This is a genomic window from Deinococcota bacterium (genome assembly GCA_030858465.1).
In the GTDB taxonomy this organism is placed as follows: Bacteria; Deinococcota; Deinococci; order Deinococcales; family Trueperaceae; genus JALZLY01.
Map to the genome: position 1 here is coordinate 1 of JALZLY010000077.1, position 5,565 is coordinate 5,565.

The 5,565-nt window shown below is 60.4% G+C and carries 9 protein-coding genes and 1 pseudogene; all 10 read right to left on the minus strand.

The features are described 5' to 3' along the window. Positions 1-209: 209 nt before the first annotated feature. The 10 genes and pseudogenes from M3498_03655 to M3498_03700 all read right to left on the minus strand — a co-directional run bounded on the left by M3498_03655 (position 210) and on the right by M3498_03700 (position 5,510). Entirely contained in the window at positions 210-593 is a 384-nt protein-coding gene (locus M3498_03655) for a HEPN domain-containing protein (protein MDQ3458391.1), read from the minus strand. Continuing rightward, positions 583-915, minus strand: a complete 333-nt coding sequence (locus M3498_03660; GenBank protein ID MDQ3458392.1) for a nucleotidyltransferase domain-containing protein — start codon at positions 913-915, stop codon at positions 583-585. The genes M3498_03655 and M3498_03660 overlap by 11 nt, the downstream gene beginning before the upstream one ends. Beyond that, positions 912-1,106 (minus strand): hypothetical protein, encoded by a 195-nt coding sequence (locus M3498_03665; protein MDQ3458393.1) that lies wholly within the window; start codon positions 1,104-1,106, stop codon positions 912-914. The genes M3498_03660 and M3498_03665 overlap by 4 nt, the downstream gene beginning before the upstream one ends. A 46-nt stretch (positions 1,107-1,152) precedes the next feature. Next, complete coding sequence (locus M3498_03670; GenBank protein ID MDQ3458394.1) at positions 1,153-1,395, minus strand: aldo/keto reductase; 243 nt, start codon at positions 1,393-1,395, stop codon at positions 1,153-1,155. Continuing rightward, positions 1,392-1,535 (minus strand): aldo/keto reductase, encoded by a 144-nt coding sequence (locus M3498_03675; GenBank protein MDQ3458395.1) that lies wholly within the window; start codon positions 1,533-1,535, stop codon positions 1,392-1,394. The genes M3498_03670 and M3498_03675 overlap by 4 nt, the downstream gene beginning before the upstream one ends. After that, positions 1,519-1,878: a BrnA antitoxin family protein gene (locus M3498_03680; protein ID MDQ3458396.1), complete on the minus strand. Its 360-nt coding sequence runs from the start codon at positions 1,876-1,878 to the stop codon at positions 1,519-1,521. The genes M3498_03675 and M3498_03680 overlap by 17 nt, the downstream gene beginning before the upstream one ends. Then, a complete protein-coding gene (locus tag M3498_03685) occupies positions 1,875-2,141 on the minus strand; it encodes a BrnT family toxin (GenBank protein MDQ3458397.1) in 267 nt (88 codons plus the stop codon). The genes M3498_03680 and M3498_03685 overlap by 4 nt, the downstream gene beginning before the upstream one ends. Before the next feature lie 845 nt (positions 2,142-2,986). Further along, a pseudogene (locus M3498_03690) lies at positions 2,987-4,755 on the minus strand (SLC13 family permease). A gap of 288 nt (positions 4,756-5,043) precedes the next feature. Next, on the minus strand, positions 5,044-5,277 hold the full coding sequence (locus tag M3498_03695; GenBank protein ID MDQ3458398.1) for a type II toxin-antitoxin system HicA family toxin: 234 nt from the start codon (positions 5,275-5,277) through the stop codon (positions 5,044-5,046). After that, positions 5,274-5,510 (minus strand): type II toxin-antitoxin system HicB family antitoxin, encoded by a 237-nt coding sequence (locus M3498_03700; GenBank protein MDQ3458399.1) that lies wholly within the window; start codon positions 5,508-5,510, stop codon positions 5,274-5,276. Before M3498_03700 ends, M3498_03695 begins: the two co-directional genes overlap by 4 nt. Between the last annotated feature and the right edge of the window lie 55 nt (positions 5,511-5,565).

Sequence of the window (5,565 nt, forward strand, 5' to 3'; positions counted from 1 at the left end):
GTCAGGACCGGCCTCTCGTCCACGGCGGCGCCGATGAGCTCACCCGTGGCGATGGGAAGAGGAGCGCGGGCCTCCCAGACGCCTTCGGCGGCAACGCGAGCCCCCAACATAAGGATCAAGCCCGAGGCGCCAGCCAAGCATGCTGATATGAGGCCTAGTCGCATTTGCTACACCCTATCATCCCTACCCGTCCTTTCCCGTCCAAGAACTTACGCTTCCGCCCGGAGCTTGTGGATAAGCCCTTCAACCTCCCTCAACGCGTCGCGTACGTCTTCCTCCGTTAGACCCAAGCCCGTGGCGAGCGGGTACCGCTCTACCAGGTAGAAGTTTGTAATTTTCTGGCACACTGCCCGGAAGGATTCCAAAGCAGGATCATATTCCAAGGTAGCGTTCAGCAGGACTTCTAGATCGTGGGTGCGCTTAAGACGCCATCCCTTGGCTAGAAGGTACGCCTTGAGGAACTTCTCCACCGCTTGAAGGCAGAATCCGGTCAACTCCGGATCGTCCTCATTGACGAACCGTTGCGCTCGACCCCAGTCCTTCTCAGCGATGCGCAGCCAGTCGGCGGGATAGCGCGACTCTTCACTCGGCATATAGAACTTCTCCCTTTTCGACGATGTCCGCTATAAACTGGTCCCCGATAGCCAGTCGCCGCGAGATTTCTTTAGGGGTGAGCACAAGGACGTCGAGTGGAATTTTGCGTCCGGAATCCGACATGATGCGGCGCACGCTGACCAAGCGGTCGAGAAGGCGCTCAGAGGTCTCTTTGATGATGAGCAAATCGATGTCGCTGTCTCGATCCGGACTTCCATCAGCGTGTGAGCCGAAGAGAATGACCTTCTCCGGGCCATACTCGGTGATGAGTTTTTCCAGCATGCGCTCGAGGGCCTGTTGTACCTGGCTATTTACGATCATTGTTCGTTATTGTACTCCCTATCGTACTCCCCTGCCGCCATTTCACGGCTCGAGGGCACCAGGCGCTCGGTTCGGCCGCCGGCGACCGGCACGGCCACCGGCGTAGCAAAAACTACCCCGCTAGGGTGAGTCTCGAGTACGAACCTCGGGCCACAGCGGCAGCGGCGCGAGAAGATGGTGCGGGTGCTCATGTGCTCCACCGCGCCAGCCAGCCCCTGTCTAGCGGTAAGGGTGAGGTCAGAAGTTGGCTTCGTAAAAGGCTGAGGCCATATCCCCGGGTGGGATCAGCTCATCGATCTTACCGCGGTCTTCGTCGCCGATAGCGACCTCGAGCGCCCCCAGGTTGTCCTCGAGCTGTTCCATCGTCCTCGGTCCGATGATGGGGCTGGTCACGCCGGGCTGCTGCACGCACCAAGCCAGCGCGAACTGCGACATCGTGCAGCCTTTGGCCGCGACCAGGGGTTGCAACCCTTCGATCACGAAGGCCCGGTCGGTCTGGCGTCGCTGCCGTGCACCTTGGTCGCCAGCACGACCTTGTCGCGTTGGCCGTTGCGCTTCAAGGCCTCGCCCGTGACCTCCTCGCTGCGGCCGCGGCTGTAGACGTTACAAGATTCCCTCACGCTTTTCTTCTTCGTAAAGGCGTTCGTTGACGAAATTCTTGACGAGCGTCTGATAATTGGTGTGCTTCTTCCCGGCCAGCTGTTTCAGCCGCGTCATGGTGTCCTCGTCGAAACGTATCGAGACGGGCCGCTTGCTGGCACTTCTAGGACGAGCGGGTGGAAACAGCTCGTCACCTTCCAAAGGCACTCGCTCAAAGCGGTCGAGCAGCTCCTCACTCCAGGTGTGGGTGTCCCAGTAGGTCGCCTCCTCAGCTTCATTAGCGAATGTCGGAATGTCGGCGGCGTCGTAGATGATGGTGAAGCCGTCCTCTGTTTTCTCGGGTCTCTCCTTTGCCTGGGTCATCGTCTATACCTCCTCTTTTCGGCTGTGGTTGCCAGGCGGCAGTGAAATGGGCGGATCTTGCCTTCACGCACCACGAATACGACGTGCAGGACGTCACCGCCGACACCCCGCCCAATCACGCCGCTGCGCCGCTCGCTGCGGTTGTTGTAGGTGTCTGCTCGGATGCGGTTCGGGTCGTATATGACCGCTTCGGCATCTTCGGGCGTGAAGCCGTGCTTGGCGATGTGCTCGCGGTTTGCTTCGTCCCAGTCAAACGCAGGCATAACTTAGAGTGTAACACATTCGTATTACCTTAACGCATGCTCAGGCCTTGCTTTGGGGTCATTGGATAGTGATAGGTACTGTGATCGCCGGATCTGCTCTAAGCCGAGTAGAGAATGACCTTCTCCGGGCTATACTCGGTGATGAGTTTTTCCAGCATGCGCTCGAGGGCCTGTTGTACCTGGCTATTTACGATCATTGTTCGTTATTGTACTCCCCTATGGTGGTACCACCATAGGGAATCGTGGTTGATCTAAAGGGGGTTCATCAAGGACACTGAAGGTAAGCAAACCGGAGGTGTCCGATGAACCCTTGCGAACAATTCTGCCCCAATCCCGACTGTCCCTGCGGGGAGCTACGCGAAAAAGCTAGAGGCAGGGTAGGTGCAGGCAACATCAATGTCCATCCCACGGGGACTTCCTTCGGTCGCAGAAGAAGGAAAGGCGTTACCACAGCACGCCCACTAGGGCGGGGCCAGTGCCCCTGTGCTCTGCAAGAGTTGCGGCAAGACCTTCAGCGAGACTAAACGGCTCAAGAACAGGTTCATCTGCTGGTGAAGCTGCTGATCAGGATGCTCGGCTTGTTGTTGGCAATGGCGGCACTGACAAAGGTGGACGTCTGACGCTGTCATGATCCTCTCCAAGCACTCGTCAATATTCAGAGTCCCTTATTGTATACCTCTAACGGATCAGGGGCAGTTCAGCTGAAAATGGGAAGTAGTTTCTTTACAGGCCCTAAGCGCAGAGCTGTCTTCCAAGACGGCCTCCTCGATCCCCAGGAAGAAGAGGGCAGGATAAGGCAACTGAGGTGCGCTAGGGCTACCAGGTGCTCCTCAGAAGCGCGAGACCTAGAGCGGCCAGAAGAACAGCAGCAGTGGCAGCGCCGTCATGACGATGATCACCTCGAGCGGTAGACCCATACGCCAGTAGTCACTGAACTTGTAGCCGCCCGGTCCCATCACCAGCGTGTTGGACTGGTGGCCGATAGGGGAAGGCGCAGGAGGCACCGATAGCCACCGCCATGAGAAAGGGGTTCGGCGAGGCTCCCAGACCTTGCGCTACGCTAATGGCGATAGGCGCCATGAGGACGGCCGCGGCGGCGTTGTTGATTAGGTCGGAGAGGAACATGGTGCCCACCAGAACGACAGCGAGGGTAACAGCTGCGGGCAGCGCCTCGGCTAACCCCAACAGAACTCCAGCGAGCCGTGCAGCGCCGCCCGTAGCCTCGAGCGCGCCACCCACCGGGATCATGGCGCCAAGCAGGATGATGACCGGCCAGTCCACAGCGGCGTACGCCTCACGCAATGAAAGAAGCCCCAGCATCACCATCAGCACGGCCGCCCCGACAAACGCCAACTGCACCGGCAGAGCGCCAACCGCCGCCAGCACCAGCGCCGCGCCGAACACAGCCAGCGAAAGGATGACGCGGCGGGGTTACCCGAGGCGCAGCTCCCGCTCAGCCAAGGGTAGGCAACCGAGGTCAGCCAGCGCCTCTTGCAGGCGGCCGCTTTCCCCTTTCAGCAGCAAGGCATCACCCGCCTGAAAGCGGATCTCGCTGAGCCGCGACTGCAAGCGCGCGCCCTGACGCGCGCCCGCCAGCAAGTTCAGCCCGTAACGCCAGCGCAGGTTGAGCTGGGCGGCGGTACGGTTGATGAGGGGTGAGCGGGGCATGATGACGGCCTCCGTTGCGCTCATCTCGTCGGCCTCGAGCGCCTTGCTGCCCCAGGCGTCCTCGTCCTCTTCGGCGCCAAGCTCGAGGCCCGCCTCGCTGGTCAGCGCTTCCAGCGCCTCCGAGTCAGCCCGCACCACCAGCAGGTCGCCCGCCTCGAGCGGTTCGAAGCGCGAGGGCACAGGCAGGCGCCGCTCGCGCCTGACCAGGCTGAGGACCGTCACGTCCGCGTCCACCGCAGCCTCGAGGGGTCTTACCGACCATCGTCGCGCCTTCAGGTATGCGCACCTCGGCGACGTAATCCTCGACCCGGAAGAGCGCCTCGGAGGAGGCTTGCGCGTCGCGCTGGGGCATCAGACGCCAGCCCACGAGGGTCACGAACAGCAAGCCGGCCAGCGCTACCCCCACACCGACAGGCATGAAGCTGAACATGCGGAAGGGCTCATCCGCCACGGTCGCCCTGAACTCCGCAATGATGATGTTGGGTGGCGTGCCGATCAGGGTCGTCATGCCGCCCAGGAGCGAACCGAAGGCCAGCGGCATGAGTAGCCGCGACGGTGAGGTGTTGCCCTTGCGGGCCATGCGAATCGCGACAGGCATGAGCAACGCCAGCGCGCCTACGTTGTTGACGAAGCCGGATAACAACGCTGCCAGGCCGGTCAGGGCGGCGATCTGCAAGGCCGGCCGCTCGCCAACTCGAGCCATCCATGAGGTGATGACGTCGACCACGCCTGAGTTGAGGAGCGCGCGGCTGACCACCAGGACTGCCGCTACGGTCACGACCGCGGGGTGACCGAAACCAAGGAAGGCCTCGCTGGCCGGCACGACGCCCGTCACGGCTACCGCCAAGAGCGCCAGGAGGGCGACGAGGTCGTAACGCCATTTTCCCCATACGAAGAGAAGCAGGGCTAAGAGGAGTGCGCCAAACACGATGCTTTGTTCGATCATTCGTCACCCTCTCCAAGTCGCCTCAATTGATCGTAACCAAGGCCCTAACCTAGCGGCCGTGTCATCAGCGGCAAAGTGGGGCGGGCTATACGTCCAGCGATCTTACGGCCTGCTGGTAGGCGTCTTCGACGGCCTCGAGGTAGCGTAGCTGCAACGAAGTGCCATCTGAAATTACACGTTTCGTTATTCAGTGGCGCTCGTTCATCCCGCCAAAAAGTGATAGTGTTTAGCTGCTGTGTGAGAACCATGTCAGGTGAACGCATGCGTTATAGATTAGACGCGTCGTTGCTAGAGAAGCTCGAGGAACTCGTCGAGGTTTAGGCCAGCTTGCTTGATGATTCCGCTTAGGGTACCGGGCTTGAGGGACCGGTTAGCGTGGACGAGCACGATGACAGTGCGGGTGGGGTCGTCCTGGTGCGCCAGGACATGGTGACTGCCTTTGATGCGGGCGACAAAAAAACCCGCCCGCCGAAGCGCGCGGATGGTTTCTTTGCCGCTGGCCGCTGGAAGCTTAGGGCTCATAGCGCAAGGACGATGTTGACCTTGCGGATTTCCGGGGCGGTGTCGCCTGGAATGTCTATGCCGTGATCACGGCGATACTCGAGGGCAAGCTCGATAGCTTCTTTGGCCATGGCTAGGGCTTCTTCCTCGCTGTCACCTTCGGTAATCACTTCTGGCAGTGCAGGCACGAGTACCGTAAAACCGCCGTTCGCTTGCGGCTCGAGAATAATAGTAAAGCTGTGCTCATCGGTCACGGTGTCACCTTCTTAAAACATGTGGCTCTACTCTACACGCCTTTCAGCCCAAGTA